22 protein-coding genes and 1 pseudogene are annotated in these 26,691 nt (G+C 69.4%); 13 read left to right on the top strand and 10 right to left on the bottom strand.

The genetic code is table 11. The features are described from left to right. Positions 1-6: 6 nt before the first annotated feature. The gene (zapE, locus tag E1H18_RS11070) at positions 7-1,125 is read right to left on the bottom strand and encodes a cell division protein ZapE (protein WP_172267588.1); all 1,119 of its coding nucleotides are present in this window, start codon (positions 1,123-1,125) and stop codon (positions 7-9) included. Between the two features lie 95 nt (positions 1,126-1,220). Here zapE and E1H18_RS11065 point away from each other — a divergent pair, with 95 nt between their 5' ends. From E1H18_RS11065 to E1H18_RS11030, 8 genes are all read left to right on the top strand, one after another. Further along, a complete protein-coding gene (locus tag E1H18_RS11065; RefSeq protein WP_172267585.1) occupies positions 1,221-2,096 on the top strand; it encodes a 1-acyl-sn-glycerol-3-phosphate acyltransferase in 876 nt (291 codons plus the stop codon). Continuing rightward, complete coding sequence (gene tsaE / locus E1H18_RS11060) at positions 2,093-2,539, top strand: tRNA (adenosine(37)-N6)-threonylcarbamoyltransferase complex ATPase subunit type 1 TsaE (protein WP_172267582.1); 447 nt, start codon at positions 2,093-2,095, stop codon at positions 2,537-2,539. The genes E1H18_RS11065 and tsaE overlap by 4 nt, the downstream gene beginning before the upstream one ends. After that, entirely contained in the window at positions 2,529-3,617 is a 1,089-nt protein-coding gene (gene amgK / locus E1H18_RS11055) for an N-acetylmuramate/N-acetylglucosamine kinase AmgK (RefSeq protein WP_194247950.1), read from the top strand. Before tsaE ends, amgK begins: the two co-directional genes overlap by 11 nt. Then, positions 3,614-4,336, top strand: coding sequence for an N-acetylmuramate alpha-1-phosphate uridylyltransferase MurU (murU, locus tag E1H18_RS11050; protein WP_172267562.1), 723 nt, complete (start codon positions 3,614-3,616; stop codon positions 4,334-4,336). Before amgK ends, murU begins: the two co-directional genes overlap by 4 nt. Next, positions 4,333-7,320 carry a double-strand break repair protein AddB gene (gene addB / locus E1H18_RS11045; protein ID WP_172267559.1) on the top strand — a complete coding sequence of 996 codons (2,988 nt, stop codon included), beginning with the start codon at positions 4,333-4,335 and terminating at the stop codon, positions 7,318-7,320. The genes murU and addB overlap by 4 nt, the downstream gene beginning before the upstream one ends. Then, a complete protein-coding gene (gene addA, locus E1H18_RS11040) occupies positions 7,317-10,787 on the top strand; it encodes a double-strand break repair helicase AddA (protein WP_172267556.1) in 3,471 nt (1,156 codons plus the stop codon). Before addB ends, addA begins: the two co-directional genes overlap by 4 nt. 119 nt (positions 10,788-10,906) lie before the next feature. Further along, positions 10,907-11,239: a thioredoxin gene (trxA, locus tag E1H18_RS11035; protein WP_172267553.1), complete on the top strand. Its 333-nt coding sequence runs from the start codon at positions 10,907-10,909 to the stop codon at positions 11,237-11,239. Between the two features lie 162 nt (positions 11,240-11,401). Continuing rightward, a complete protein-coding gene (locus tag E1H18_RS11030; protein ID WP_172267550.1) occupies positions 11,402-12,172 on the top strand; it encodes an SDR family NAD(P)-dependent oxidoreductase in 771 nt (256 codons plus the stop codon). Positions 12,173-12,221: 49 nt separating this feature from the next. Here the strand turns inward: E1H18_RS11030 and E1H18_RS11025 are convergent, their stop codons facing one another. The 7 genes from E1H18_RS11025 to E1H18_RS10995 form a co-directional block, all read right to left on the bottom strand. After that, positions 12,222-12,329, bottom strand: coding sequence for a hypothetical protein (locus E1H18_RS11025; protein WP_172267547.1), 108 nt, complete (start codon positions 12,327-12,329; stop codon positions 12,222-12,224). Between the two features lie 85 nt (positions 12,330-12,414). Next, positions 12,415-13,728 (bottom strand): folylpolyglutamate synthase/dihydrofolate synthase family protein, encoded by a 1,314-nt coding sequence (locus E1H18_RS11020; RefSeq protein ID WP_172267544.1) that lies wholly within the window; start codon positions 13,726-13,728, stop codon positions 12,415-12,417. Positions 13,729-13,736: 8 nt separating this feature from the next. Continuing rightward, a complete protein-coding gene (locus E1H18_RS11015) occupies positions 13,737-14,660 on the bottom strand; it encodes an acetyl-CoA carboxylase carboxyltransferase subunit beta (RefSeq protein WP_172267541.1) in 924 nt (307 codons plus the stop codon). A gap of 12 nt (positions 14,661-14,672) precedes the next feature. Then, positions 14,673-15,500: a tryptophan synthase subunit alpha gene (gene trpA / locus E1H18_RS11010; protein ID WP_172267538.1), complete on the bottom strand. Its 828-nt coding sequence runs from the start codon at positions 15,498-15,500 to the stop codon at positions 14,673-14,675. 7 nt (positions 15,501-15,507) lie between these two features. Next, positions 15,508-16,728: a tryptophan synthase subunit beta gene (gene trpB / locus E1H18_RS11005; protein ID WP_172267535.1), complete on the bottom strand. Its 1,221-nt coding sequence runs from the start codon at positions 16,726-16,728 to the stop codon at positions 15,508-15,510. 15 nt (positions 16,729-16,743) lie between these two features. Beyond that, a complete protein-coding gene (locus tag E1H18_RS11000) occupies positions 16,744-17,385 on the bottom strand; it encodes a phosphoribosylanthranilate isomerase (protein WP_172267532.1) in 642 nt (213 codons plus the stop codon). Between the two features lie 298 nt (positions 17,386-17,683). Continuing rightward, complete coding sequence (locus E1H18_RS10995) at positions 17,684-19,966, bottom strand: NADP-dependent malic enzyme (RefSeq protein ID WP_172267529.1); 2,283 nt, start codon at positions 19,964-19,966, stop codon at positions 17,684-17,686. A gap of 247 nt (positions 19,967-20,213) precedes the next feature. On the opposite strand from E1H18_RS10995, the gene dapB reads away from it, so the two are divergent. From dapB to E1H18_RS10975, 4 genes are read left to right on the top strand one after another with little or no spacing between them, the layout of a single operon-like run. After that, on the top strand, positions 20,214-21,002 hold the full coding sequence (gene dapB / locus E1H18_RS10990; RefSeq protein WP_172267526.1) for a 4-hydroxy-tetrahydrodipicolinate reductase: 789 nt from the start codon (positions 20,214-20,216) through the stop codon (positions 21,000-21,002). A gap of 52 nt (positions 21,003-21,054) precedes the next feature. Continuing rightward, on the top strand, positions 21,055-24,297 hold the full coding sequence (locus E1H18_RS10985; RefSeq protein ID WP_172267523.1) for a YdbH domain-containing protein: 3,243 nt from the start codon (positions 21,055-21,057) through the stop codon (positions 24,295-24,297). Between the two features lie 35 nt (positions 24,298-24,332). Further along, positions 24,333-24,518 (top strand): YnbE family lipoprotein, encoded by a 186-nt coding sequence (locus E1H18_RS10980; RefSeq protein WP_172267520.1) that lies wholly within the window; start codon positions 24,333-24,335, stop codon positions 24,516-24,518. Positions 24,519-24,533: 15 nt separating this feature from the next. Beyond that, positions 24,534-24,890 (top strand): YdbL family protein, encoded by a 357-nt coding sequence (locus E1H18_RS10975; RefSeq protein ID WP_172267517.1) that lies wholly within the window; start codon positions 24,534-24,536, stop codon positions 24,888-24,890. A 10-nt stretch (positions 24,891-24,900) separates the two neighbouring features. Here E1H18_RS10975 and E1H18_RS26720 read toward each other — a convergent pair. Further along, positions 24,901-24,986: pseudogene (locus E1H18_RS26720) on the bottom strand (hypothetical protein); the annotation flags it as partial. 58 nt (positions 24,987-25,044) lie between these two features. On the opposite strand from E1H18_RS26720, the gene E1H18_RS10970 reads away from it, so the two are divergent. Beyond that, positions 25,045-25,917 (top strand): DMT family transporter, encoded by an 873-nt coding sequence (locus tag E1H18_RS10970; RefSeq protein WP_172267514.1) that lies wholly within the window; start codon positions 25,045-25,047, stop codon positions 25,915-25,917. Here the strand turns inward: E1H18_RS10970 and cysQ are convergent. Continuing rightward, positions 25,914-26,690, bottom strand: coding sequence for a 3'(2'),5'-bisphosphate nucleotidase CysQ (cysQ, locus tag E1H18_RS10965; protein WP_172267510.1), 777 nt, complete (start codon positions 26,688-26,690; stop codon positions 25,914-25,916). The genes E1H18_RS10970 and cysQ overlap by 4 nt on opposite strands. Position 26,691: the final 1 nt, after the last annotated feature.

Below are 26,691 nucleotides of genomic sequence, written 5' to 3'. Positions count from 1 at the left end.
TCTCTCCTAGTCCCGAACCCGCGCCACATAGTCGGCCGAGCGCATCTCCTGCAGGCGCGACACCGTACGCTCGAACTCGAAGGCGCCGTCGCCTGCGGGATACAGCATCTCCGGCTCGGCTTCCGCCAGCGCCACCAGCTTGACGTCGGCTTCGTACAGCGCGTCGATCAGGGTGTTGAAGCGCTTGGCCGCGTCGCGCCGCTCGGGCGTCAGGTTCGGCACGTCTTCCAGGAACAGGGTGTGGAAGCGCTCGGCGATAGCCAGATAGTCCTGCGGGCCCAGCGCCTGCTGGCAAAGACTGGCGAAGGACGAGCGCAGCAGACCGCCGGCGGCGCGCGGCAAGCGCATCTTGCGGCCCAGCACTTCCAGCGTCGCGCCAGTCTCGGCCGCGCCGTCCAGCATGTCGGCCCACAAGGCCTCGAACTCGGCCTGGGTCGCCTTGTCGTTCGGCGCCAGCCAGGTGCGGGCGGCGCGCAGGCGGTCCAGGCGGAAGTCGACCGGGCCGCGCACGGCCACCACGTCCATCGCCGACTTCAGCATGTCGATGAACGGCAGGAAGAGCTGGCGGTTCAGGCCGTCCTTATAGAGATCCTCCGGCGGCCGGTTCGAGGTCGCCACCAGGGTCACGCCGCGCGCGAACAGGGCCTCGAACAGCCGGCCCAGGATCATGGCGTCGGCGATGTCGGTGACCTGCAGTTCGTCGAAGCACAACAGCCGGGCGTTCTGGGCGATCAGGTCGGCGGTCGGCGTGACCGGGTCGTCGCCCTTGTGCTGGCCGAAGCGCGCCTTGCGCGCCGCCGCGTCGCCCTTGCGCCAGGCGTCGATGTCGGCGTGGACCTCGGCCATGAAGGCGTGGAAGTGGATGCGCCGCTTGCGGGCCACCGGGGCGCTGTCGAAGAACAGGTCCATCAGCATGGACTTGCCGCGTCCGACCGGTCCCCAGATGTAGATCCCCCGCTGGCTCTTGGGCTTGCGCCCGAACAGCGAGAAGCCGGGCTCGCCGGCGTTGTCGAGGTCGGTCTCCAGCCGGGACAGGGTCTCGACGGCCGTGGCCTGGGCGGCGTCGGGCTTGATCTCGCCCTGGGCCAGGCGCTCGCGATAGGCGGTGCGTAGGGAAGTCGGCATGCCGGTGCGGTTAGCGCGTGAGGGACGCCATTGGAACCCCGAACCTGCCTGTTCCGTCTGCTGACAGAACGGCCCGACACGCCTAAGCTCCCGTCATGGTTCATGTTCCGGCCGTCGGGGCGGTCGATGCAAAAGAGGCCGCCTCGCCCCACATCATCGACACCCTGATCGCCGAGCGCGCCCCGCGGCTGACGGCGTCAGCGGTCTGGCCACTGGTCCGGCCGGGGCTCTACAAGCTGCTGGACTACAAGAAGGCCCGGCGGATGGCGCAGGCCATCTGCCACTTGGGCGGCCGGGCGGCGCTGGACCATGTGTCCGAACTGCTGGCCCTGAAGGTCGAGGTGTCGGGACTGGAGAACCTGCCGGCGAGCGGCCGCGTGATCATCGTCTCCAACCACCCCACGGGCATCGGCGACGGGGTGGCGGTCTATGATGCGATCAAGGCCCGCCGGCCGGACGTCGTCTTCTACGCCAATGCCGACGCCCACCGGGTGTGTCGCCGCTTCGACGAGGTGCTGATCCCGGTCGAATGGGTTGAGGAAAAGCGCAGTCGCGAGCGCATGCGCCTGACTCTGTCGATGACCCGCGAAGCCATGGAGGCCGAGCGCGCCCTGATGATCTTCCCGGCCGGCCGCCTGGCGATGAAGGACGCGCAAGGCCAACTGACCGATCCGCCGTGGATGACCTCGGCCGTGTCGATCGCCCGCAAGTATGAAGCGCCCATCGTCCCGATCCACCTGACCGGCCCGTGGTCGACCCTGTTCCACCTGTTCGACGGCCGCTGGCGGGAGCTGCGCGACATCACCCTTTTCCATGAGTTGCTGAACAAGAAGGGCCGGGCGTTCTCGCTGATCGTTGGGGCGCCCATCGACGCCGAAGCCCTGCCCCACGACGCCGGGGAAGCCACGGAGGCGCTGAAGCGCTATGTGGAGCGCGTGTTGCCGACTGACCCAGCGAGCCATCTGACGTGACTTCCGTTTTCCTCGCCGACGAGGCCGCGACCCAGGCGCTGGGCCGCAAGCTGGCCGCTTCCCTCAAGCCCGGCGACGCCCTGTGCCTGACCGGGCCGCTGGGGGCCGGCAAGTCGACCCTGGCCCGCGCCCTGATCCGCGCCCTGACCACGCCGGACGAGGAAGTGCCCAGCCCGACCTTCACGCTGGTCCAGTTCTACGAGACGGCCGCCTTCCCGCTCGCCCACTTCGACCTTTACCGCCTGTCGGACCCCGACGAGGCCTATGAGATCGGCCTGGACGAGGCGCTGGACGACGGCGTGGCGCTGATCGAATGGCCACAGAGACTGGAAGGGCGTTTGCCCCCCACTCGGCTCGATATAGACATCGCTCTGGACGGCGACGCGCGGCGCGCCGTCATCGTGGCGCACGGCGATTTCGAAGGACGTTCCCTTGAGTTCTGAACGTGAGGCGGCCAAGGCCGCGTTTCTGGACGCCCACGGTTTCGGCGACGTCCGCCGTCAGCCCTTGGGCGGCGACGCCTCGACCCGGTCGTATGAGCGTCTGCATCGTGAAGGCGGCCAGAGCTTCATCTTCATGGACCAGCCGCCGTCGGTCGAGACCGCGCCCTGCCCTCCGGACGCAACGCCCGAGCAGCGTGCGGCGCTGGGCTACAACGCTCTGGCCCGCCTTGCCGCCGGCCGCGTGGACGCTTTCGTCGCCTGCGCCGGCTGGCTGAACGGCCAGGGCCTGTCGGCGCCCAAGGTGCTGGCCGCTGACGCCGCGGCCGGTCTCGCGGTGCTGGAAGACCTGGGCGACGACCTCTACGCCCGTCTGATCGAGACCGGGACCGACGAGGCTCCGCTGTACGAGGCCGCCATCGACGGCCTGCTGGCCATCCACGCCGCGCCCGCGCCCGATGTGCTGGACTACGACGGCTCGACTTGGCCGCTGCTGGCCTATGACGACCTGGCCCTGAAGACCGCCCACGACATCTTCGTCGAGTGGCAACCGAAGTACCGCGACCTGACCTTTGACACCGCCGCGATCGCCGAGTGGGAGGCCATTTGGGCCCCGATCCGCGCAAAGGGCGAGGCCGACGCGACCGTCTTCTGCCATCGCGACTATCACGCCGAGAACCTGATCTGGCTGCCGGAGCGCCAAGGCGCGGCGCGGGTCGGCATGCTGGACTTCCAGGACGCGGTGCTGGCCCACCCGGCGTGGGACCTGTCGATGCTGCTACACGACGCCCGCCGGACCGTGTCGCCCGAGCGCGAGGCCGCCTGCCTCGACCGCTACCTAGCCGCTCGCCCAGCGCTGGACCGCACTGCCTTCCTGGCCGATTACCACGCGCTGGGGGCGCTCAACATCATCCGGATCCTGGGCATCTTCGCCCGCTTGGTGACCCGCGACGGCAAGCCCCGCTACGCCGACTTCATCCCGCGCCTGTGGGTCTATCTGGACGTCTGTTTCGCCGACCCGGCGTTGGCGGACCTGAAGGCCTGGTTCGATCGCTACGTGCCCGTGGAGACCCGCCGATGAGCGCCCCGAAAGTTGCGATGGTGCTGGCCGCGGGCCTGGGCACCCGCATGCGCCCCCTGACCAATGACCGCCCCAAGGCCCTGGTCGAGGTCGCCGGCAAGGCGCTGATCGACCACATGCTGGACCGCCTGGTCGCCGCCGGCGTCGAGACCGCCGTGGTCAATGTCCACTATTTCGCCGACCTGGTCGAAGCCCACCTCAAGGCCCGCGAGGCCAAGGGTCTCGGTCCGAAAATCATCATCTCCGACGAACGCGCCCAGGCCCTGGAGACCGGCGGCGGCGTCAAGCACGCCCTGCCGCTGCTGGGCGAGGGTCCGGTGTTCGTGGCCAATATCGACTCGATCTGGATCGAGCACGGCGGCGCGGCCGTCGACGCGGTGGCCGCCGCCTGGGATCCGGAAGCGATGGACGTTTGCCTGATGCTGGCTTCGACCGCCGGCTCGCTGGGCTTCCACGACACTGGCGACGTCTTCCTCGATGACGGTGTGGTGCGCTTCAAGGATTCCGGCGAGACCGCGCCGCTGGTCTATGTCGGCGTCCACATCTGCAAGCCACAGATCACCGCCGACGGGCCGGAGGGTCCGTTCTCGCTGTTGCCGCTGTGGAAGCGCCTGGCCGCCGACCAGCGCGTCCACGGCGTCGCCCCCGACGGGCTCTGGATGCATGTCGGCGATCCCGACGCCAAGCTGGCGGCCGAAGCTAAGCTCTCCCAGCGATGAGCAGTCCGGCCCCCTTCTTCGAGCGTGAGGGGCCGCGCTGGTTCTCGATCCCCGCTCACCGGCCGTTCGTCGACGACCTGGCGCGGGGCCTGCTGAACACGCTGGAGCCGCTGGGTCCCGAGGCCCTGCCCCGCGCCACGGTGCTGACTCCGACCCGACGCGGCGCCCGGGCCCTGGCCGACGCCTTCCTGGCGGTCGGCGGCGGACGGGCCCTCCTGCTGCCGCAGATCCGCCCCCTGGGCGACCTGGACGAGGGCGAGCCGCCGTTTGAACCGGGCGAGCTCTCCATCGACCTGCCGCCGGCCATCTCGTCGCGCCGTCGCCGGTTCGAGCTGGCGCGGCTGGTCGTCAACCACGGCGACAAGCTGTCGTTCAAGCCCGGCCCGGTACAGGCCCTGGAACTGGCCAAAGCGTTGTCGGAGTTCCTCGACAGCTGCCAGATCGAGGAAGTCGCCTTCCACGACAAGCTGGACGGCCTGGCCGAGGGCGATCTGGCTCAGCACTGGCAGGTCTCGGCGCGGTTCCTCAAAGGCGTGCTGAACGCCTGGCCCAAGCGGCTGGAAACCCTGGGCTTGATCGACGTCTCCGAGCGTCGCGTGCGCCTGCTGCGCGCCCTTGAGAAGCAGTGGAAGAACGATCCGCCGACCGAGGTGCTGGTCGCCGCCGGCTCGACCGGCACGGCCCCAGCCACCGCCGACCTGCTGCGCGTCGTGGCCGCCGCGCCCAAGGGCGCTGTGGTCCTGCCCGGCCTGGACGAAGACCTGGCCGACAGCGCCTGGAGCCAGATCGACGGCACCCAAGGTGAGCAGCATCCGCAGGGGGCGATGAAGCGCCTTCTGGACCGCGCCGGCGTCGAGCGCTCCGACGTCCGCGCCTGGGTCCCTGACGTCGACAGCCGCGGTCGCTGGCGGCGGCGGATCGTCAACGAGGCCCTCCGCCCGGCCGAGGCCACCGCCGACTGGCTGGCCCAAATCGCCGCCCTGCGCGCCGAGGCCCCGGGTCTGGACCCCGTCGCCGAGGGTCTGACCGGCTTCTCGGTCATCGCCGCCCGCGCCGAGGAAGAGGCCGCCGGCGCCTGTGCGTTGCTGCTGCGCGAAGCGCTGGAAGATCCCGAGCGCACCGCCGCCCTCGTCACCCCCGACCAGACCCTGGCTCGCCGGGTGATGACCCGCCTGCAACGCTGGGGCGTGATCCCCGACAGCTCGGCCGGCGCGCCGCTGGCCGCCGCCGGCTCGGCGATCCTCGCCCTGCACCTGGCGCGGCTGGTCGAGGACCCGCTCAACCCCGTCCGCCTGCTGGCCTTCGCCAAACACCCGCTGGTGCTCGCCGAAGACGAGGCCCCGGCCGCCGCGATGCTGGAACGCAAGGGCCTGCGCGGCGCCGCGCCGGGTTCGAAGGACGTGTTGCGCGGACGGCTGAAGGATTTCCCCGAGGCCCTGGCCCTGTGCGACCGCGTCCTGGCCGCCGTCGACCACGCCGCCGCGCCGTATGTGAACAACTTCGCCCCGCCCTGCCGCGCCGCCCAGGCTCTCGTCGAAGCGCTGGAAGGCCTGATCGAGACCCGCCGCCTTTGGGCCGGCGGGGCGGGCGAATGCCTCGGCAGTCTGATGGCCGCCCTGATCCAGGACGGCGAGCCCCTGCCCGACGCCTCGCCCCAGGCCTTCGCCGACATTCTGGATCGCCTGGTCAACGAGGAAACCGTCCGGGTCGGCGGCGCCACGCACCCCAGGCTTCGCATCCTGGGCGCCATCGAGGCCCGCCTGGTCCGCGCCGACCGCCTGGTGTTGGCGGGGCTGGAGGAAGGTGTCTGGCCGCAGGGCGCGCCGATCGATCCGTTCCTGTCGCGGCCGATGCGCTCGCGCCTGGGCCTGCCGCCGCCCGAACGCAAGGTCGGCCTGACCGCCCACGACTTCGCCCAGGCGGCCAGCGCGCCCGACGTCGTCCTGGTCCACTGCGAACGACGCGGCGGCGCGCCGGCCGTCGAGTCGCGCTGGCTGTGGCGGCTGAAGACGCTGGCCGCCGGCGCGGGCCTGGCCCTGCCCCGTCGCGACGACGTGCTGGACTGGGTCCGCGCCCTCGACGCCCCTGATCCCTATGCCCCGATCGCCCGCCCCGCGCCGACCCCGCCGGTCGAGGACCGTCCGCGCAAGATGGCCGTCACTAGGGTCGAAGCCCTGACCCGCGACCCCTACGCCGTCTGGGCCCGCGACATCCTCAAGCTCTATCCGCTGGAGCGTCCCGACGAGCCGGTCGAGGCCCGGGCGCGCGGCACGGCGATCCACGCCGCATTCGAAAGGTTCGCCGAGACCTATCCCGACGCCGTACCGCTGGAGGCCGCCGCCGCGTTCGAGCGCTTCTATGTCGAGGCCCTGGTCGCCGCCGGCATGCCGCCCACCGCCCTGACCCGCGAGAAGGCCCTGGCCCGCGAGGCCGCCCTGTGGGTCGCCGACTGGGAGCGCGGCCGCCGCACCACCGCCCGCAAGGTCGTGGTCGAGGCCGCCGGCGAGCTGGCGCTCAGCATCAACGGCCGCCCGTTCACCCTTACCGCCAAGGCCGACCGCATCGAGCCGACCGCCGACGGGACCGCCCACATCCTCGACTACAAGACCGGCGCCGCGCCGTCGCAAAAGCAGGTCGACACCGGCTTCTCGCCGCAGCTGACCCTGACGGCGGCGATCCTGATGAACGGCGGCTTCCCGGACCTGGGCAAGCCCACGCCGGGCGACCTGACCTATGTCCGCGTCACCGGCCGCAAGCCGGCCGGCGAGGAGCAGGTCCGCGCCCTGGCCGGCGAGGAAAGCAGCGCCGCCGCCAACAAGGCGCTGGAAGGTCTGTCGACCCTGATCGCCCGCTATGACGATCCGGAAGAGCCCTACCGCTCGCGGGTCGCGCCGCAGTTCGTCAAGGAGCATCCCGGCGACTACGCCCACCTGGCGCGGGTTTTCGAGTGGTCGACCAGCGGCGACGATGGGGACGGCGAATGACCGCATTCGATCCTCAGCGCATCGCCGCCGACCCGACCATCTCGGCCTTCGTCACCGCCAATGCCGGGTCGGGCAAGACCAAGACCCTGATCGACCGGGTCGCGCGCCTGCTGCTGGCCGGGGTCAAACCCGAGGCGATCCTGTGCGTGACCTATACCAAGGCCGCCGCCGCCGAGATGCAGCGCCGCCTGTTCGAGCGTCTGGGCAAGTGGTCGGTGACCAGCGACGCCGACCTGCGCGCCGAGCTGGTGAAACTGGTGGGTGAGACGGAAGCGCTCTACGACGCCAAGCGCCTCTCTGAAGCCCGCGCCCTGTTCGCCCAGGCGCTGGAGACCCCCGGCGGCCTGAAGATCCAGACCATCCACGCCTTCTGCGAGAAGCTGCTGCGGCGCTTTCCGCTGGAGGCCGGCGTCTCGCCCGGCTTCACGGTGATGGACGACCAGGCCGGCGCCGCCATCGCCCGCGCCGCCCGCCGCGCCACGGCCCAGTGGGTCGACACCCACGAGGACGCGTTCGCCGACGCCTATGCTCGCTTCTCGGTGGCGCTGGACTTCCAGAGCTTCGAAAACATGTTCGCCGGCTTCGAGGCGCGGCGCGGCCAGATCATGGCCTATGTCACGGAATGCGGCGGCCTGTCGGAAGCCGTCGCCGACGCCTGGGAGCGCTGCGGCTTCGACGCGCCGGCCTCGGCGAGCGATCTGGCAGCGCAGGCCATGGCGCGGCTGGATCTCGGCGCCTGGCGCGCGGCGGCCACCGTACTGTTCGACGGCGGCGGCAAGGCTGACGCAAAGAACGCCGAGGCCCTGGCCGCCGTGGCCCGCGATCCGGACGCCACGCTGGACCTGGCCCTGCGCGCCCTGTTCACCGAGGGCGGCGAAGGCACGCCAGCGACCTGGCCAGGCAAGACCTCGGGCCTGAAAAGCCGCGAGGATCTGCGCGAGGCCCTGCTGCTGGACCAGGCCAAGCTGGAGGTCGCCCGCGAACGGGTCCGGGCCGCCAAGGTCGCCGAGGACACCGAGGGGACGCTGCGGCTGGCGGTGCTGTACGTGACCTCGCACCGGATCGAGAAGGACGCCCGCGGCGCGCTCGACTTCACCGACCTGATTGACAAGACCCGCGTGCTGCTGACCGAAAAGGTCGAGGCCGCCTGGGTGCTGTACAAGCTGGACGGCGGCATCGACCACATCCTGCTGGATGAAGCCCAGGACACCGCCCCCGAGCAGTGGGAAATCCTGTCGGCCCTGACCGCCGACTTCTTCGCCGGCGAGACTGCGCCGGGCCGAGGCGGCGAACGCCGGGCCGAGCGGACCCTCTTCGTGGTCGGCGACGAGAAGCAGTCGATCTATTCGTTCCAGGGCGCCGACCCGCAGCGGCTGCTGATCGAGACGCAGAACTACATCACCCGCATCGAGGCGGCCGGCGCGGTCGGCAAGGGCGTGCCGCTGACCGTATCGTATCGCTCGACCCGCGAGGTCCTGAGCTTCGTCGACGCCCTGTTCTCCGATCCCGACACCCGCGAGGGCGTGCCGCCGCCGGTCGGCCAGGACCTGGTCCGCCACGAGCTGTTCCGCCACGGCCACCCCGGCTGCGTCGACCTGTGGCCGCTGACCCGCGAACTGCCCGGCGAGGAACGCGAGGCCTGGGAGGCTCCCGTCGATTCCGAGAGCGAGCGCAGCGCCAACCGCCGCCTGGCCGAAGCGATCGCCGCCGAGACCGCCGCGATCCTGCAGCGCGGCGACGCGGTGTTCGACAAGGAGATCGGCCGCCACCGCGCGGCCCATGCCGGCGACATTCTCGTGCTGGTCCGCCGGCGCAAGGTGCTGTTCGAAGAGATCATCCGAGCCCTGAAGCGGCGCGGCGTTCCGGTGGCCGGGGCCGACCGGCTGTCGCTGTCCAGCCACATCGCCTTCGAGGACCTGCTGGCCCTGGGCCGGTTCATCCTGTTCCCGGATGACGACCTGACCCTGGCCGCCCTGCTGAAGACGCCGTTCTGCGCCCTGACCGACGACGACGTCTACGCCCTGGCCAAGGGGCGGCGCGGCGCGTTGTGGGCCGAGCTGCAACGCCGGTCCGAAGAGCGCCCCGAATGGCTCGCCGCGCGGACCGTGCTGGACTGGGCGCTGACCGAAGGCCGCAAGCGCCAGCCGTTCGAGTTCTTCGCCGGCTGGCTGGGCCTGGCCGACGCCGCCGGCCGCTCACACCGCGCCAAGGTGCTGACCCGTTTGGGGGCTGAGGCCGAGGAAGCGCTCGACGAGTTCCTGGCCCAGGTCATGGAGGCTGAGCAGCGTGGGGTGCGCGATCTCGAAGCTCTGGTCGCCGACTTCGCGGCCCTGGACATCGTGGTCAAGCGCGAGATGGAAGGCGCCCGCCGCGAGGTGCGGGTGATGACCGCCCACGGCTCCAAGGGGCTGGAGGCGCCGATCGTCTTCCTGCCCGAGACCACGGTGAAGCGCGGGGCCGGCGGCTCACCGCTCTTGGCGACCGAGGACGGCGGCCTGCTGTGGTGCGCCAGTTCCAAAGGCGACTGCGAGGCTTCGGCCAAGGCCCGCAAGCTGCGCGAGGACAAGGAGAGCCAGGAGGCCCTGCGCCTGCTGTACGTGGCCCTGACCCGGGCGCGGGAGCGGCTGATCCTGTGCGGCCGCATCGACGCCCGGACCAAGGACGACAAGGTCGGCGGCTGGTACGCCGCCGCCCGCGCCGCCTTCGGCCATGCCGATATCGCCCCCGAGGTCCGGACCATCGGCGACGAGGAGACCGGCTTCCAGCGCTACGGCCCCGATCCCCTGACCGCGCCACGCCTCGAGGAAACCGAGCGCTCGACAGCTGCCGCACCGACCTGGATCAAGGCCCTGGCTGCGCCCGAACCGGCCGCAGCCCGCTACGCCGCCCCGTCGCGGATCGAGGACAATGCCCGCGTTCCCGCGCCCTCGCCCCTGGCCCGCGTCGCCGGCCTGGGCCGCTATCGCCGCGGCGAGATCGTTCACAAGCTGCTGCAGCTGTTGCCCGACCTTGCGACCGATCGGCGACCGGAGGCTGCCCGCCGGCTGCTGGCCGGTGAGCGCGATCTGACCGACGAACAGCGCCAGGAGATGGCCGCCGCCGCCTTCGGCGTGCTGGACGATGCGCGATTCGCCGCCGTGTTCGGCCCTAGCTCCCGCGCCGAGGTCGCTCTGGCCGGGACCAGCGCCTACCTGCCCAAAGGCCTAGCCGTCTCGGGTCGCGTAGACCGGCTGGTGGTCGATGCGGACCGCGTCCTCGTCGTCGACTACAAGACCAACCGCCCTTCGCCCGACGTCATCGAGGACGCCGATCCAGCCTATCTGGCCCAGATGGCGGTCTACGCCGCCGTGTTGCGCGAAGTGTTCCCGGGACGAACCGTGGAGGCGGCTCTGGTCTGGACCGACGGTCCCAAGCTGATGCCGGTTCCAGAAAAGGTGATGGAGGCCGCGCTCGCGCGTCTGGCTTAGCCCGTTGCCGGACCTTCCTTGTGATCCTACATCTTCTGCAAGCGGCCGGAACGAATCCGGCCACCTCGACCTTATCGCGTCCTCCGCGCCATGCGCGTGACGCCAGATTGGAGCAGACCATGAGCACCGTGACGGTGACCGACGCCACCTTCGAAGCCGACGTGCTGCAAGCCAGCAAGCCCGTGCTGGTCGACTTCTGGGCCGAATGGTGCGGCCCCTGCAAGCAGATCGCCCCGGCCCTGGAGCAGATCTCCGAGGAACTGGCCGACGTCGTCACCGTGGCCAAGGTCAATATCGAGGACAGCCCGACAACCCCGTCGCGCTACGGCGTCCGCGGCATCCCGACCATGATGCTGTTTCGCGATGGCCAGATGACCTCGATGAAGGTCGGCGCCATGCCCAAGCAGAAGATCCTGGAATGGCTGAACGAAGCCGGCGTCCAACCGGCCTAATTCAGCGTTTCAGCTGAACTCGAAACGCCCGTCCCGGTCCATCCGGGGCGGGCGTTTTCATATCCGAGAAAGAGCGCCGTCGCTCGAACAGCGTCATGCAACGAAGGGCGGTTATCATTGTTCAGTTACAGGGTGTGGGACCTCATTCTGTAGGATTTTTCCATGACACGCGTTCTCGAAGACAAGGTCGTCGTCATCACCGGCGCGGCCGGGGCCATCGGCACGGCCACGGCGAAGCTCATGGCCGAGCGCGGCGCGACGATCTTCGGCGTCGATATCGCCGGCGCCGACTGGTCGCGGCTGAAGGCGGCTCTGCCCGAGGGCGCCAAACTGGTCACCACCGAAGCGGACGTCACCGATGAGGCTTCGGTGAAGGCCTATGTCGACAAGGCCAAGGCCGAGCTCGGCCGCATCGACGTCTTCTTCAACAACGCCGGCATCGAAGGCCCGGTGCAGCCGATCGAGAGCTATCCTCTGGACGGCTTCCTGAAGGTGCTGAGCGTCAATGTCGCCGGCGTGTTCCTGGGCCTGAAATACGTGCTGCCGGTGATGTACGCCCAAGGCTCGGGCAGCGTGATCAACACCTCCAGCGTCGCGGGGCTGATCGGCTCACCGGGCATGGCCGGCTACAATACGTCCAAGCACGCGGTGATCGGCATCACCCGGGTGGCGGCGGTCGAGGCCGCGTCGAAGGGCGTGCGGGTCAATTCCGTCAATCCCGGCCCGATCGAGAGCCGCATGATGCAGTCGATCAACAGCGGCCAGGCGACGGATGCGAAGGCCGCTCACGATGCGACCAGCGGCGCGGTGCCGGCCAAGCGCTACGGCACGCCGGAAGAGGTCGCAGGGCTGGTGGCGTTCCTGGCTTCCGATGAGGCCGGCTATTGCAACGGCGGCTTCTACACGGTCGACGGCGCGCTTAGCGCCACCTGAGACGAAGACGCCCGCTCCGGTCGTTCGGGGCGGGCGTTTCTCGGCGGGCCTATTTCTTGCCCGTGACGATGAAGGGCGAGGCCGCGACCGCTGGCGGCTTCTTCTCGGCCTTCGGTTTGCGGATTTCCTTGTTCGACTTCTTCTGACCCTTGGCCATCGGCGGTTCCTGCCAGGGCGAGCGCGCCTGCCGAGGATGTCCAGCGGGCCGCGCCGCCCTATCGGCGTCCAGCAGCCTTACGCCTTTAGCTCGGCCAGGTCTCGGGGCTCATCGCCAGGATCTCGCCGGCCAGATAGAGCGAGCCGCAGATCAGGATGTGCGGGACGGGGTCCATGGCCAGAGCCTTGCCCAAGGCGTCCTCCACGGTGTCGCAAGCCGAGGCGCGCAGACCCGCTAGCTCGGCGGCGGCGGCGATCTGGGCGGCGCTGGCGGCGGCGTGGCCTTCGAAGGTGACGGTGAAGACCTTGGCCGCCACGCCCCGGAAGGCGCCGAAGAAGCCGCTGGCGTCCTTGTTGGCCAGCAGGCCCGCGATCAGGGCCACGGGCCGTCCGTCGCGAGCCGCCAAGTCGGCGACGGCGCGGGACACGGCCCGGCCGGCGTGCGGATTGTGACCGCCGTCCAGCCAGAGATCGGCCCCCGCCGCCTTGGCGCGCTCGGCCAGCGGTCCGGCGGTCAGGCGCTGGAAGCGGGCCGGCCAGACGGTAGTGGCGATCCCCTGCCCCATGGCCGTCTCGTTGATGCGCGGATCGGCCAGAGCCAGCAGGGCGGCGACGGCCAGGCCGGCATTGGCGAACTGGTGCTCGCCCGGCAGGGACGGCGCAGGCAGGTCCAGCAGGCGATCTTCCATCTGAACGAGGAGCCGTCCGCGTTCGCCCCAGGCGTCGAAGTCACGGCCCATCAGGGTCAGCGAAACGCCGGCCCGGTCGGCGGCGGCCTCGATCACGGCCTCGGCGTCCTCCTGCTGGCGGGCCGAGACGGCGGGCGCGCCGGGCTTGATGATCCCGGCCTTCTCGACCGCGATCTTCGCGAGAGTATCGCCCAGGAACTCACGGTGGTCGATGTCCACGGGGGCGATGACGCTGACCTTGGGCGTCACGACATTGGTGGCGTCCAGGATCCCGCCCAAGCCCACCTCGACGATGCACAGATCCGCCGGGACCTCGGCGAAGGCGACGAAGGCCGCGGCCGTGGTGATCTCGAAGAAGGTGATCGGCAAGTCGGCATTGGCCTGCTCGACGCGGTCCAGCACGTTCGCCAGATGATCGTCGGTGATCAGGGTTCCGGCCAGGCGGATGCGCTCGGCGAAGCGGACCAGATGCGGCGAGGTGAAGACGTGGACCTTGAGTCCCGCCGCCTCGGCCATGGCCCGCAGATAGGCGACGGTCGAGCCCTTGCCGTTGGTGCCGGCCACGTGGATCACCGGCGGCAGGCGGTCTTGGGGATCGCCCAGCGCTGCGCACAACCGCTGCATCCGGTCCAGCGACAGGTCGATCAGCTTCGGATGCAGCGCCTGAAGCCGCGCGAGGGCGGCGTCATGGGCGCGGAGATGATCGCTCAAGGGAAGGTTCAGGCCGCTTTGCGCTTGCGGCCCATCATCAGGGTGCCGAGCACCGAACCCAGCGTTTCCGGCAGGTCCTTACGGTGCGTGACGCGGTCGACCATGCCCTTTTCCACGAGGTATTCCGAGCGCTGGAAGCCCGGCGGCAGGGTCTCGCGGATGGTCTGCTCGATGACGCGCGGGCCGGCGAAGCCGATCAGGGCGCCCGGCTCGGCCAGGTGGATGTCGCCCAGCATGGCGTAGGAAGCGGTGACGCCGCCGGTGGTCGGGTCGGTGAGGACCACCACGTAAGGCAGGGCCGCGTCCTTCAGCTCGTTGATGGCCAGGGTCGTGCGGGCCATCTGCATCAGCGACAGCGCGCCTTCCTGCATGCGGGCGCCGCCGGCGGCGGTGAAGGCGATCATCGGGACTTCACGCTCGAGCGCGGCCTTAGCGGCGGCGATGAAGCCCTCGCCCGCGGCCATGCCCAGCGAACCGCCCATGAAGGCGAAGTCCTGGACCAGAACGACAGCGTCGACGCCGCCGACCTTGCCGTAGCCGATGGCCATGGCGTCCGGCTCGCCCGTCGCCTTGCGGGCCGCGACCAGGCGGTCCTTGTAGGGCTTGCCGTCCGAGAACTTCAGCGGATCCTCAGGCACCGCCGGGGTCGGCAGGGCCTCGTACTGGCCGCCGTCGAAGGTGAACTTGAAGCGAGCTTCCGGCCCGATCCGCATGTGGCGACCGGCCGGCGTGACCCACAGGGCCGCCTCCAGGTCAGAGCGGAAAATCATCTCGCCCGTGTCGGGGCACTTGACCCAGAGGTTCTCAGGCGTCTCGCGCTTGGAGAACGCGCCACGCACGCCGGGCGCGATACGCGACAGCCAGCCGCCGCGACGCTCGCCCGTCTTGGATTTGTCGCCCTTTTTCGGGTCCTGGGGTTCAGCCATAGCCATAGCCTTAGAGCCTCACTTCGTCCCGACTCGCGCCGAACGCACAGCCTTAGCCAGCTCCGACGCCTTGAGAAGAACCTTCTCAGTCACGTTTTCGTTCAACTTGGTCGCCGCCTCGATCTCGTCGATCAGGGCCGAGCCCACAACGGCGGCATCCGACACCCGCGCCACCGCAGCGGCGCGTTCGGCGGTGCGGATACCGAAACCGACGGCCACGGGCAAGCCCGAGGCCTTGCGGATGCGTTCGACGGCCGGCGCCACGGCGTCGGCGTCAGCCTCTTTCACGCCGGTCACGCCGGCGACCGAGACGTAATAGACGAAGCCCGAAGTGCGACGGATCACGGCGGGCAGGCGCGCATCGTCGGTGGTCGGCGTGGCCAGGCGAATCAGCGACAGGCCTTCGGCTTCCAGGGCGTCCGACAACGGATCGGCCTCTTCCGGCGGGCAGTCGACCACGATCAGGCCGTCAACGCCGGCGTCGTTGGCCTGTTTCGCGAAGGTCTCGAAACCGCGGTTCACCAGCGGATTGAGATAGCCCATCAGGATGATCGGCGTGTCCTGGTCGCTTTCCCGGAAGGCGCGGACGATGTCCAGCGTGCCGTTCAGCGTCATCTTCTGCTCGAGCGCGCGCTGGCTGGCGCGCTGGATGGTCGGCCCCTCAGCCACCGGGTCCGAGAACGGGAAGCCCAGCTCGATGATGTCGGCGCCGGCCGCCGGCAGGCCCTTGACGATCTCGAGGGCGGTCGCCGCGTCCGGATCCCCGGCCATGACATAAGCCACGAAAGCAGCGCGGCCCTCGGCCTTCAGCGCCGCGAAGCGACGGTCGATACGGTCCTTGGTCATGCGGTCTCTAGATGGTGCGCCCGAGGGCGTCGGCCACGGTGAAGATGTCCTTGTCGCCCCGACCCGACAGGCACAGCACGATCACGCCGCCCTCGCCGATTTCCTTGGCCAGCTGCGGCAGCTTGGCCAGGGCATGGGCGCTTTCCAGGGCTGGAATGATGCCCTCGAGCTCGGCGCACAGCTGGAAGGCCTTCAGGGCCTCGTCGTCGGTGCAGGTCAGGTACTGGGCCCGGCCGATGTCGTGCAGGAACGAGTGCTCCGGACCGATGCCCGGATAGTCCAGGCCCGCCGAGATCGAGTGAGCGTCCAGGATCTGGCCGTCGTCGTCCTGCAGCAGATAGGTCTTGTTGCCATGGAGCACGCCCGGGCGGCCGCCGGTCAGGGAGGCGGCGTGCTTGTCAGTGCCCAGGCCGTGGCCCGAAGCCTCGACGCCGTAGATCTTGACGCTCTCATCGCCCAGGAACGGGTGGAACATGCCGATGGCGTTCGAACCGCCGCCGACGCAGGCGACCACCGCGTCGGGGAGACGGCCTTCCAGCTCCTGGATCTGCTCGCGGGTCTCGTTGCCGATCACCGCCTGGAAATCACGGACCATGGCCGGATAAGGGTGCGGGCCGGCCGCCGTGCCGATCATGTAATAGGTGTCGTCGACATTGGTGACCCAGTCGCGCATCGCCTCGTTCATGGCGTCCTTCAGGGTCGCGGCCCCCGAGGTCACCGGTCGCACTTCGGCGCCCAAGAGGTTCATGCGGAAGACGTTGGGCTTCTGGCGGGCGACGTCGACGGCGCCCATGAAGACCACGCAGGGCAGGCCAAAGCGCGCCGTGACCGTTGCGGACGCGACGCCGTGCTGGCCGGCGCCGGTCTCGGCGATGATCCGGGTCTTGCCCATGCGCTGGGCCAGCAGGATCTGGCCCATGCAGTTGTTGATCTTGTGCGCGCCGGTGTGATTCAGCTCCTCGCGCTTGAAATAGATCTTCGCGCCGCCGAGGTGCTTGGACAGGCGCTCGGCGAAATAGAGCGGCGAGGGCCGGCCCACATAGTGGGTCAGGTAGCCCTTCAGCTCCTTCTGGAACTCGGGATCGTTCTTGGCTTCGGTATAGGCCCGGTCCAGCTCGAGCACGAGCGGCATCAGGGTCTCGGCCACATAGAGGCCGCCGTAGTCGCCGAAGCGGCCCTTGGCGTCGGGCTGGGCCGACCAGTCGTTGGGCTTGGAGGGGGCGTTCACGAGCTCACCAAGGTTTTAAGCGCGTTTGACGGCGTCGAGAAACGCCGCGATCAGAGCCGGGTCCTTTAGGCCCGGACCGCGCTCCACGCCAGAAGAAACGTCCACGATCGGGGTTCCGGAGACCTTGACGGCCTCGCCCACGTTCCACGGATCCAGCCCTCCGGCCAGGAAATGCGGGCGAGAAAATCGCCGGCCGGCCAGCAGTCCCCAGTCGAACCTTGCGCCGGTTCCTCCGGGCAGGGCGGATCCTTCCACCGGCTTGGCGTCGAACATCAGGTGCTCGGCGACGTCGTCAAAGGCCTGGGCCTGGTCGACATCGGCGCTGCTGGAGACAGAGAAGGCCTTGATGACGCCGACGCCGGCGCGGACGGCGATCTCGCGAACCCGAGACGGCGTCTCCTTGCCGTGCACCTGGATCAGGTCGGGGCGCATCACAGCCATCAGACGGTCGATCAGGGCGTCGTCGGGATCGACGGTGACGGCCACAGTCTGCACGCCACGCCCCCGGACCGGCTCGATCAGCCGCGCGGCGGTTTCGGGCGAGACGTTGCGCGGGCTCTTCTCGAAGAAGACGAACCCCAGGAGCGCCGCCCCGCCATCGAAGGCGGCCTTCACCGTCTCGGGCGTCGACAGTCCGCAGATCTTGGCCGTGGTCATGCGTGGGGAGTTACGGGCGGGGAAGGTTGGATGCAAGCCTAGGGAATCTGAAGGAGTGGTGAGCGCTTACCCCCTCCGCGCCTGCGCTCCTCCTCACCCGAAGGGGAAGACGGGGGCGGCTTATCCGTATGCCGCCGACGACATGAGGTCGCGATGTCAGGAAGAGTAAGGGCCGGCCGGCGTCGCAAGGGAAAAGACGCCGGCCGGAGGGCTTACGCGTCGGCTTACTGCTGCCGACAAACTCAAGATGGGGAGCCGCGCGGTCGATCAAAGAACGTGCGGCGCCCTGTCGCGGAGGTTACTGGCCGTCCTCGACCGGGTGGTCGTAGGCGGCCATCATGGCCATGTTCAGGATCTTGGACACCGAGGCCGACAGCGGCGCGATCTGCACCGACTTGGACAGGCCCAGCAGCACCGGCCCGATCACCGTGGCGCCGCCCAGCGACTGCACCAGCTTGGTCGAGATCGAAGCGGCGTGGATGGCCGGCATGATCAGGATGTTGGCGCTGTCGGTCAGGCGCATGAACGGATAGTTGGCGCGCTTTTCCGGATCCAAGGCCAGCTCGGGCGGCATCTCGCCTTCGTACTCAAAGTCGACGTCCATCTCGTCGAGCATGGCCACGGCCTCGCGGACCTTCTCCGAGCGCAGGCCCATCGGATTGCCGAAGGTCGAGTAGCTCATGAAGGCCACCCGCGGCTTGAAGCCCAGGCGCGAGACGGCGCGGGCCGCCTCACAGGCGATCTCGACCAGCTCCTCGGCCTCGGGCAGTTCGGTGACGTTGGTGTCGGCCACGAAGACGGTGCGCCCCTTGGCCAGCACCACGCTCATGCCCATGATCCGGCCGCCGGGCGCAGGGTCGACGACCCGCAGTACGTCTTCCAGGGCCTGGTCGAAGCTGCGGGTGACGCCGGTGACCATGCCGTCGGCCTCGCCCAGGGTGACCATCGAGGCGGCGAAGCTGTTGCGGTCCTGATTGATCAGACGCTGGATGTCGCGCTTCAGGTAGCCCTGGCGTTGCAGGCGAGCATACAGGGCGTCGACGTAATCGGGATTACGGTCGGACAGACGCGCGTTGTGGATTTCCAGGTCCGTGGTCTCGGGGTCGAGGCCGACCAGGCGCATGTTCTCGTGCACCAGGTTCTCGCGGCCGCACAGGATGGCCTTGCCGTAGCCGCCGGTCTGGAAGGCGTAGGCGGCGCGGATGACGCTAGGATCTTCGCCCTCGGCAAACACGATACGCTTGGGATTGGCCAGCACCGCGCCGGAGATCTTCTGCAGGAACCCAGCGGTCGGATCCAGGCGCTGGGCCAAGCCGGCGCGATAGGCGTCCATGTCGGCGATCGGCTTGCGGGCCACGCCGGTGTCCATGGCCGCCTGGGCGACGAACGGCGGCACGTACCAGATCAGGCGCGGGTCGAAGGCCGACGGGATGATGTAGTTGGGACCAAACTTCAGCTGGCGGCCGTGATAGGCGGCGGCCACTTCATCCGGCACATCCTCGCGGGCCAGCATCGCCAGCGCCTGGGCGCAGGCGATCTTCATCTCGTGATTGACGCGGCGGGCGCGCACGTCGAGGGCGCCGCGGAAGATGTAGGGGAAGCCCAGGACGTTGTTGACCTGGTTGGGATAGTCGCTGCGGCCCGTGCCCATGATCGCGTCCTTGCGGATCGCGTGGACCTCTTCCGGCGTGATCTCCGGATCGGGATTGGCCATGGCGAAGATGACGGGATTGGGGGCCATCGAGGCGATCATCTCGGGCGTGAAGGCGCCCTTGGCCGACAGACCCAGCAGCACGTCCGCGCCCTCGACGGCTTCGGCCAGGGTGCGCTTGTCGGTCTTGACCGCGTGGGCGCTCTTCCACTGGTTCATGCCTTCGGTGCGGCCCTCGTAGAGCACGCCCTTGCTATCCACCGCGATGACGTTCTGCGGGTGGACGCCCATGGCCTTGATCAGCTCGAGCGAGGCGATGCCCGCCGCCCCGGGGCCGTTCAACACGACCTTCACGTCCTCCAGCTTCTTGCCGGTGATGTGGCAGGCGTTGATCAGGCCGGCGGCGCAGATGATCGCCGTGCCGTGCTGGTCGTCGTGGAACACCGGGATGTCGAGCAGGTCCTGCAGCTCGGTCTCGATGCGGAAGCACTCGGGGCTCTTGATGTCCTCCAGATTGATGCCGCCGAAGGTGATCCCGATGTTCTTGACCACCGTGATGATCTCGTCGGGGTCCTTGGAATTGACCAGGATGTCGATGCTGTCGACGTCGCCGAAGCGCTTGAAGAGGACGGCCTTGCCTTCCATCACCGGCTTGGAGGCCAACGCGCCCAGGTCCCCCAGACCCAGAATGGCGGTGCCGTTCGAGATCACGGCGACCATATTGCCCTTCGAGGTATATTCGTAGGCGGCGTCGGGATCAGCGGCGATGGCGTGGACCGGCACGGCGACGCCGGGGGAGTAGGCCAGGCTGAGGTCGCGCTGGGTCGCCATCGGCTTGGTCGGGGTCACTTCCAGCTTGCCCGGCTGCGGATAGCGGTGGAAGGCCAAGGCCTCCTCGTCCGTGAAGGTCTTGCGTTCCGCGTCGCTCATCCGGCGTTCCCCATTGTCCTGCAAGTCGATGAAGGGGTGCGCCGATCATGCGAACGCGCCCTTATGCGAAGATCAGCCTAACGATGGGGGCGCCGCGTCACAACCGGCGGAAACCGGAAAATCCCAGCAAACGCTTGTTGGAATTGGCGTTGCGTCAACGTCGCTGACGCTCCGTAAGGGTTCGAAAGGTTGACCTGCGGCGCCTGAAAGGCGATCAGAAACTTACTGCCAGTAAGCGAGACCTCCTTTGTCCCAGCCCGTGAAGATCGCCGTCGCCGGGGCCCTCGGCCGAATGGGCCAGGCCGTGATCCAGGTCCTGGAAGGCCGTGAGGAAGTCGTGCTGGCCGCGCGTTTCGATCGCCCGGGCGCCGAGGGCGAGCATCTGGTGACCGCCGACGCGGCCCTGGCCGCCGCCGATGCGGTGATCGACTTCACCCTGCCGGAAGCCTCGGCTCTGTTGGCCGAAGCCGCTGCGGCGCGGGCTATCCACCATGCCCATGCGCCCGCCCTGATCATCGGTTCGACCGGCTTCTCGCCCGAGCAGCTGGTGCGGATCGAGGCTGCCGCGACCAAGATCGCGATCGTCCGTTCGGGCAACTACTCGCTGGGCGTAAACATGCTGATGGGTCTGGTGCGCCAGGCGGCGGCCGCCCTGCCGGCCGAGGACTGGGACATCGAGGTGTATGAAGCCCACCATAAGCGCAAGGTCGACGCCCCCTCGGGCACGGCCCTGATGCTGGGCGAGGCGGCGGCGCAGGGGCGCGACCTGGCGCTGGACGACGTGGCCGACCGGGCCCGTGACGGCGTCACCGGTCCGCGCAAGGTCGGCGATATCGGCTTTTCGGTCGTGCGCGGCGGCGGGATCATCGGCGAGCACAGCGTGATCTTCGCCGGCGAATCCGAGAGCCTGACCCTGTCGCACTCGGCCATCGACCGGGGCCTGTTCGCCCGCGGCGCGGTCAAGGCCGCCGCCTGGGTGAAGGGAAAGCCGCCGGGCCTGTACGACATGCAGGACGTGCTCGGGTTTTCCCGCTAGGAAACCAAGCTAAGCCGGGGGGCTTTTAGGAACGCGAGCTTTTCAGGATCCGATGGCCGAGCCTTCGACCGCCCCCGAGACCAAGACCTCCCCCCAGAAGCGCTGGGGCCGCCGCGAGCGGCTGATCGACCTCGGCTTGGAAGCCCTGTCGCTGTCGATGCTGGCCTTCATCGCCACGGGCCTGGTCGTCTGGTCGGGCCGGCGCGAGATCAGCCGCGAACTGGCCGAGAGCTGGCTGCGCGACCACGGCATCGAGGCCGCCGTCGAACTGGACGAGCTGGACGCCACAGGCTTCACCGGCCGGGTGCGACTGGGCGCCCGCAATGCCCCCGTCTTCGCCGCCGACCGGCTGGAGGTCGCCTATGACCTGGCCGCTCCGTGGAACGGCGAGAAGTTCGGCATCCAGACGAAGGCCGTGCGCCTGGTCCGCCCGCGAGTCCTGGCCAACATCGACCAGAAGGGGCGCTTAAGCTTCGGCGCCCTGCAACCGCTGCTGGACGAGTTCCTTAAAGGCCCCAAGAACCCCAACGTCCCCGGCCCAGCCGTGCTGGTCGAAGACGCGCGGGTCGATCTGGTCACCCCCGGCGGGCGGGCCCGGATCACCGGCGACGCCAGCCTGGACGACGGCCAGCTGCTGCGCTTCGACGGCCGCCTGGCGCCGCTGCGCTACGCCGTCCAGAACCTGGCCATCGACGCTCAAGGCGCGACGGTGACGGCCCGCAAGCGCGGTGACCGTCTGACGCTCGAGGTCACCCTGGCCATCGACAGCCTGGAGGCCGAGAAGGCCGAACTGGCCGACGCCGACGCCAAGCTGACCGCCGACCTGCCCTATCCCGACCTGGCCAAGATGAGCGCCAGTGGTCCGCTGGAAGCACGCCTGGCCCTGCGCGCCGAGGGCGGGCGGATCGGCGACAGTCAGGCGGAAGCGCTGGCCGGCGACCTGACCTTGGCCGGCCGCCTGGACGGCGGTCTCGACGCCTTCGCCTTCCTGGGCCGCTCGCGTGGCAGCTTGCGTGGCGAGCGCCTGCTGGCCCCGTCACTGGACGCCCGCGGCGCCAGCCTGGCCTTGTCCGCGCCGCGCATCACCGTCGACCACCGCAAGGACCGCACCACCGCCCGCGGCGCCGTCGAGGCCGATCTTGGCGCCCGCCAGGCGATCGCCGCCGGAACCGCGCTCAGCGGCGTGAAGGCCAAGGCCGGCTCGTCGAACCTGGCTTTGATCCTCGACGCCAATGGCGCGACGGTGAATGGCCCGCTGGCGCTCGACGCCACCGCCGCGCGGCTGGCCTCCGGCGGCCTGGCCCTGGCCAATGCGCGGGTGGACGCCCGAGGTAAGCTGGACCAGGGGCCGGCCGGCCTGGCCCTGAACCTGACCGGCTCGGCCGAGGGCAAGAGCGGCATCTCGGGTCCCGACGCCGAGCGATTGGCGGCCCTGATCCCCAACCCCGCCTACGGCAAGCCGCTGAGCCAGGCCCTGCGGACCTTCGACCTGGCCCTGCCGGCCTTCGCGGTCGACATGAAGGGCGGCCGCACGCGCGTGACCCTCCCCGAGCAGGCCCGCCTGGCCGCGCCCAACGGCGTCAGCCTGACGGCGTCCGCACCGAAGGGCCTACTGGTCGACGCCGGTCCCGAGGGCGCGCGCGGCGCACTGCAGGTTGCGCTGTCGGGCGGCGGCCTCCCGACCATCAAGGCCCTGGCCCCCAGCTGGAAAATGACCGGCGGCGTGATGACCTCGCCGCTATCGTTAGCGACCGAGAACTTTGACCTGCCGCCGATCGAGGGCGTCACCACCCAGATCGACGGCCAGGCGCGGATCGCCGGCGGCCGCTTTACCCTGACCCAGAGCAAGTGCGCGCCGATCACCGCCAAGGCCTACGCTCTAGGCGATGCGCCCGTCACCGGGATCAAGGCCCGCCTGTGCCCCGCCAAGGCCCCGCTGGTCACCGCCGGCGCCAACGGCTGGAGCGCTTCGGTGCGCTTCGAAGACGGCGAAGGCGCGCTGAAAGTCGCCGAGGCGGGCCTGAGCAACATCAAGGGCGAGGCGACCCTGGGCGGCGCCGGCGGCTTCGATCACGCCAATGTCCGGGTCGATGGCGCGGCAGTCACCGACGCCGCCGCCGAGCGCCGCTTCAACAGCATTCTTGTTAAAGGGAGTCTGGCTCTCGCCAGCGGCGTCTGGGGCGGGACCTTCCAGGCCACGACGCCGGTCGGACAGTCGTTGGGCGAGATCCGCCTGCGCCACGTCGTGGCGACCGGCAAGGGCCAGGCCGATATCGACGCCTCCAAGCTGGCCTTCGCCAAGGACGGGCTGCAGCCAGCCGATCTGTCACCGATGGCGGCCTTCGCCAAGAACGCCCAAGGCCCGGCCAGCTTCACCGGCGTCTTCGCCTGGGACGACAAGGGCGCTGCAAGCAGCGGTCGCCTGGAGGCCAAGGAGATCGACTTCACCAGCCCGATCGGCTTCGTCGCTACCCTGGACGGCGCGGTCGACTTCGACAGCCTGGCGCCGCTGACCACCCGTCCGGGCCAGAGCCTGAAGGTGGTGCGGGTCGATTCGATCGTACCGCTGACCGCCATCGAGTCGGTGTTCCAGCTGGGCGCTGACACCCTGCAGATCTCCAAGGCCAGCTTCGAGGCCGCCAAGGGCCGCGTCTCGATCGAGCCGATCGACGTGCCGCTGGACATGACCAAGACGATGCGCGGCGTCATCGTCATCGAGCACCTGGACCTGGGCGAGCTCTTGGCCGCCTCGTCTCTGGCCGACAAGGTCAAGGTCGAGGCGGTGATCGACGGTCGCCTGCCCTTCACCTTCGGCCCCGAGGGCCTGCGCTTCCAGGACGGCAAGATCCGCGCGATCCAGCCCGGCCGGGTCGAGCTGTCGCGCGCCGCCCTGTCGAACGTCGAGGCCAGCCCCGCCGACAGCCCCGGCGCGCCGCCGGCCGCGCCCGCTCAGGTCAACGCCATCCAGGACTTCGCCTACCAGGCCATGGAGAACCTGGCCTTCAGCCAGCTGGAAGCCGGCGTCAACAGCACCGACAAGGGCCGCCTGGGCGTGCTGTTCCACATCGAGGGCCAGCACGATCCCAAGGTGGCCGAAAAGGCCCGGGTCGGCATCCTCGACCTGATACGCGGCCAGGCCTTCAACAAGCGCATCGCCCTGCCGGCCAAGACGCCGGTCGATCTGACCCTCGACACGTCGCTGAACTTCGACGAGCTTCTGGCGGCCTGGCGTCGCTCGTTCGCCGAAGAAGAAGCAGCGGCCCCACCTGCCCGTTCAGGTTCGGTTCAACCGTGACCGGCCATCCTGAACGCGAACTGGAGACTGAACGCATGAGAAAGCGCGCTCTTTTGCTGGCGATCGTCGCGACGGGAGCGCTCGGCGCGGCCGCGTGCACGCCGACCGTCCGCGTCAAGGTCGACCCGATCAACATCTACGCCAAGCTGGACGCCGACGTGCGCGTGCGGCTGGACAAGGAAGTCCAGTCGCTGATCCAGCAAAACCCGAACCTGTTCTAAGAAGGAGGAACCGACATGATCCGCAAGACGATGACGGTTCTGGCGCTGGGCCTGGCGATGACCGCCGCCGGCGCCAACCTGGCCCTCGCCCAATCGGCCGCCGCCAAGGCCGCCGTCGACGCCGGCAAGGCCTCGGGCACAGTCGGCGAACAGGCCGACGGCTATCTGGGCATCGTGTCCGGTGGCGACGCGGCCCTGCGCGCCGCCGTGGCCGAGATCAACACCGGCCGCACCGCCGCCTACAAGGACATCGCCGCCAAGACCGGCGCGACGCCCGAAGCGGCCGGCCAAGCCACCGCCAAGCAGCTGTATGCCAAGGTTGCCCCCGGCCAGTTCTGGAAGCCGCTCGATGGCGGCTGGGTGAAGAAGTAAGGCCAATCCCGTCATCCCGCGCCTTGTGCGCGGGACCCATCCCTCCGCCGCAAGTGCGGAGCGGAACCAAGCTCTCTCTCGTGAAAGCTGAACCATGGGTCCCGCGCATGAAGCGCGGGATGACGGCTCAGGTTTGGGCCCCTATTAGGAGGCCATGTCCTCCCGTCCGCATCTCCTGCCCTACACCGCCCTGTTCGGCTCGATCATCACGCTGTGCGTCGGCACCTCGTTCGCCAAGAGCCTGTTTCCGCTGGTCGGCGCCGCCGGTACGACGGCCTATCGCGTCACCTTCGCCGCTATCATCCTGCTGCTAATCTGGCGGCCGTGGCGCCATCCCAACACCGTCGCAGACCTCAAGAAGGTCGCGGCCTACGGCGCGGCCGTCGGGGTGATGAACCTCAGCTTCTACATGGCGCTGCGCACCATCCCGCTGGGTCTGGCGATCGCCATCGAGTTCACGGGCCCGCTGCTGGTTGCGGTGGCCTATTCGCGCAAACTGATCCACTTCGTCTGGGTCGGCCTGGCGGTGCTGGGCCTGGCTTTGCTGCTGCCGATCGGCGACAGCGCCACGCACCTGGATCCGGTCGGCGTCGGCTTCGCCTGCGTCGCGGCGGTGATGTGGGCGCTCTACATCATCCTGGGCAAGCGGATCGGCCACCTGCACGCCGGGCGTTCGGTCGCCATCGGCATGACCACCGCGGCCCTGATCGTGGCGCCCATCGGAATCATCTCGGCCGGGACCGAGCTCTTCCACTGGAAGTATATCGCCATGGGCCTGGCGGCGGCGGTGCTGTCCAGCGCCATCCCCTATTCGCTGGAGATGATCGCCCTGCGCGCCATCCCCAAGCGCAGCTTCGGCGTCATGCTGAGCGCAGAGCCCGCCGTCGGCGCGCTGGCCGGCCTGGTGATCCTGGGCGAGCACCTGGCGCTGACCCAGTGGCTGGCGATTGGCGCGATCATCGCCGCCTCGGTCGGGACCATCCTGACGACGCCGCCGGAGATCGCCCCGGAGGAGGTCGCGCTCTAGCCGCCGCGGGCTACGAACCAGCCGTTGCGGAAGGCCTGGCCGGCCTTGCCATAGGTGAACGGGGAGCCGTCCGGCTGGGTGAAGGTCCCGCCAGCGGCGACCAGCACGGCATGAGCCGCGGCCGTGTCCCATTCCGAGGTCGGGCCGTGGCGCGGATAGATGTCGGCCGAGCCCTCCGCGATCCGGCACATCTTGATCGAGCTATCCATGGGGCTGCGAAGGTCGAAGCCGTATTCGGCGGCCAGTTCGGCGGCCTTTTCCTCGCGCATGGTGTGGCTGACCAGGCCCAGCGCCTGACCCGTCGGCCAGGGGCGAACACGGGCCGGCGCCTCGGGTCCACCCGGCGCGTCGCGCTTGACCGCGCCATCCGCCGTCGTGAACCAGACCTCGCCCGTGGCCGGGGCGCAGACGGCGCCGGCGACCGGGACCCCGTTCTCGATCAGGCCGATATTGACCGTGAAGTTGGGATCGCCGCGTACGAAGGCCTTGGTCCCGTCGACCGGATCGACCAGGAAGAAGCGCGGCCCCACCGCGTCGGGCGTGCCGAACTCGCTGGCGTGCTCTTCGGAAATCACCAGCACGTCCGGATAAAGCTCCGACAGGCGCTGCAGGATCAGCCGCTCGCCGGCGCGGTCGGCTTCGGTGACGGGGCTTTCGTCGGCCTTCTGGGCCACGGCCAGCTCAGTGCGCCAGAACGGAAGGATGACCTTGGCGGCCTCTTCGGTGATCAGGGCCAGCTGACGACCCCACTCAGCCAAGTTCTCGCTGCTCATG

The organism is Caulobacter sp. RHG1 (assembly GCF_013181195.1).
GTDB lineage: Bacteria > Pseudomonadota > Alphaproteobacteria > Caulobacterales > Caulobacteraceae > Caulobacter.
This window is presented reverse-complemented; position numbering and strand designations above follow the sequence as displayed.

Excerpts from the sequence above, each read along its gene's own strand:
- zapE (WP_172267588.1), bottom strand. The coding sequence starts at position 1,125 with ATGCCGACTTCCCTACGCACCGCCTATCGCGAGCGCCTGGCCCAGGGC.
- E1H18_RS11065 (WP_172267585.1), top strand. The coding sequence starts at position 1,221 with ATGGTTCATGTTCCGGCCGTCGGGGCGGTCGATGCAAAAGAGGCCGCC.
- murU (WP_172267562.1), top strand. The coding sequence starts at position 3,614 with ATGAGCGCCCCGAAAGTTGCGATGGTGCTGGCCGCGGGCCTGGGCACC.
- addB (WP_172267559.1), top strand. The coding sequence starts at position 4,333 with ATGAGCAGTCCGGCCCCCTTCTTCGAGCGTGAGGGGCCGCGCTGGTTC.
- addA (WP_172267556.1), top strand. The coding sequence starts at position 7,317 with ATGACCGCATTCGATCCTCAGCGCATCGCCGCCGACCCGACCATCTCG.
- trxA (WP_172267553.1), top strand. The coding sequence starts at position 10,907 with ATGAGCACCGTGACGGTGACCGACGCCACCTTCGAAGCCGACGTGCTG.
- E1H18_RS11030 (WP_172267550.1), top strand. The coding sequence starts at position 11,402 with ATGACACGCGTTCTCGAAGACAAGGTCGTCGTCATCACCGGCGCGGCC.
- E1H18_RS11025 (WP_172267547.1), bottom strand. The coding sequence starts at position 12,329 with ATGGCCAAGGGTCAGAAGAAGTCGAACAAGGAAATCCGCAAACCGAAG.
- E1H18_RS11015 (WP_172267541.1), bottom strand. The coding sequence starts at position 14,660 with ATGGCTATGGCTGAACCCCAGGACCCGAAAAAGGGCGACAAATCCAAG.
- trpA (WP_172267538.1), bottom strand. The coding sequence starts at position 15,500 with ATGACCAAGGACCGTATCGACCGTCGCTTCGCGGCGCTGAAGGCCGAG.
- E1H18_RS11000 (WP_172267532.1), bottom strand. The coding sequence starts at position 17,385 with ATGACCACGGCCAAGATCTGCGGACTGTCGACGCCCGAGACGGTGAAG.
- E1H18_RS10995 (WP_172267529.1), bottom strand. The coding sequence starts at position 19,966 with ATGAGCGACGCGGAACGCAAGACCTTCACGGACGAGGAGGCCTTGGCC.
- E1H18_RS10985 (WP_172267523.1), top strand. The coding sequence starts at position 21,055 with ATGGCCGAGCCTTCGACCGCCCCCGAGACCAAGACCTCCCCCCAGAAG.
- E1H18_RS10980 (WP_172267520.1), top strand. The coding sequence starts at position 24,333 with ATGAGAAAGCGCGCTCTTTTGCTGGCGATCGTCGCGACGGGAGCGCTC.
- E1H18_RS10975 (WP_172267517.1), top strand. The coding sequence starts at position 24,534 with ATGATCCGCAAGACGATGACGGTTCTGGCGCTGGGCCTGGCGATGACC.
- E1H18_RS10970 (WP_172267514.1), top strand. The coding sequence starts at position 25,045 with ATGTCCTCCCGTCCGCATCTCCTGCCCTACACCGCCCTGTTCGGCTCG.
- cysQ (WP_172267510.1), bottom strand. The coding sequence starts at position 26,690 with ATGAGCAGCGAGAACTTGGCTGAGTGGGGTCGTCAGCTGGCCCTGATC.